The sequence below is a fragment of the Thiohalocapsa halophila genome (genome assembly GCF_016583825.1).
Classification (GTDB): Bacteria; Pseudomonadota; Gammaproteobacteria; order Chromatiales; family Chromatiaceae; genus Thiohalocapsa; species Thiohalocapsa halophila.
Genome location: NZ_NRRV01000200.1, coordinates 1 through 1,174, shown reverse-complemented (window position 1 = coordinate 1,174; position 1,174 = coordinate 1). Strand labels below are relative to the sequence as shown.

Sequence of the window (1,174 nt, the reverse complement as noted above, 5' to 3'; positions counted from 1 at the left end):
CACCGCCTCGCCGCGCAGCACCGCCTGGGTGATAAGCAGATCGAACAGCCGCGTCTTGCCGGCGCCGGTGGTGCCGACCACCAGCATGTGGCCTTCGAGGGTGGAGAGCGGCACGGCCAGGTCGTCCTCCCGCGGTGCCAGGCCATGCAGCCAGTGTGCCCCGATCTGCGTCGGGGACACCTCGGCGAGCCGCGACGGGCCGACCCGCAGCAGGTCGTGGGCGAGCTGCGCCTGCGCGCGCTCCCACTCGAAGCCGCGACCGAGCCAGAGCTGACTGGGTAGACGCTTCATGGTCCCGGCCAGCTGCTCGGCGGTGACCAAGGCAAGCGGCCTGCCGTTCAGGGCCCGGCGGGCCGCGCGCATGCGCAACGCCCCTGGCAGCCAGGTCAGTGCCATCAACACCGCACCCAGGGCGAGGGCATGGAACGCGGGCGTGTGCAGCCGCCAATGCGGCGCGCTGACGAAGGCAAAGGCCGCGAGCAGCAGCCAGAGGCCGACAGCGATGGCCTCGAAGTTCGGGCGCCAGGGGTTGGTGTAACGATCCATGGCGGCGCGCGCTACAGCGTCACGACCAGACGCCTCTGCGTGTCTTCCGTCACGCGCGGATCGGTCAGCAGGCGCTCGCGTAGGCTTTAGACGCCGAGTCGGTGTTGCTTTGCGAGGGTCTTGAGCGTGGCGTGGTCGAGGATCTGGGTGTGGCTGCCATCGCGTGGTTCGCTTTGGGCGCCGAGATCCCGAAGGATGACCTCGATGAGGCTTCTAGCATCGTCGCCCGTCGGCTCGCGGTCGGGGTCAGCCGCGCCGTCCGCGCTGGACGCGGGTGCTGCTCCGCCCTGGGCGGACTCCGGAGCCGACGCCGCCTGTGCCAAGCCCGATCCGTCGAGCAGCACACCGAGATGGCGCGAGACCTCCGCGTTCAGCACCAGCCACCGTTCACCAGCGTGATCGCGGACGCGCCGCATCGGCGTGCGTGGGTCCGGTTCCAGCAGGCCATCGTCGCTCAGGGACTGGGCGGCCTCCGCGGCGGGCCAGGCAGCTGTGTCGAACCAGTCCGGGTAGCGAAGCCAGAGCAGCCCTTCCCGTTGCTGGAGCGTTTCATCCATCGCGACCCGCAGTGAATCGAGACGATCGAGCAGCTGTGCCGTGCTGTTGGCGGCTGTGCCCAGCCAGCGTT

2 pseudogenes are annotated in these 1,174 nt (G+C 70.0%); both read right to left on the bottom strand.

From position 1 onward, the window contains the following. Window positions 1-546, bottom strand: a pseudogene (locus CKO31_RS25965) (conjugative transfer system coupling protein TraD); the annotation flags it as partial. Window positions 547-632: 86 nt separating this feature from the next. Then, window positions 633-1,174 (bottom strand): annotated as a pseudogene (locus CKO31_RS25960) (MobH family relaxase); the annotation flags it as partial.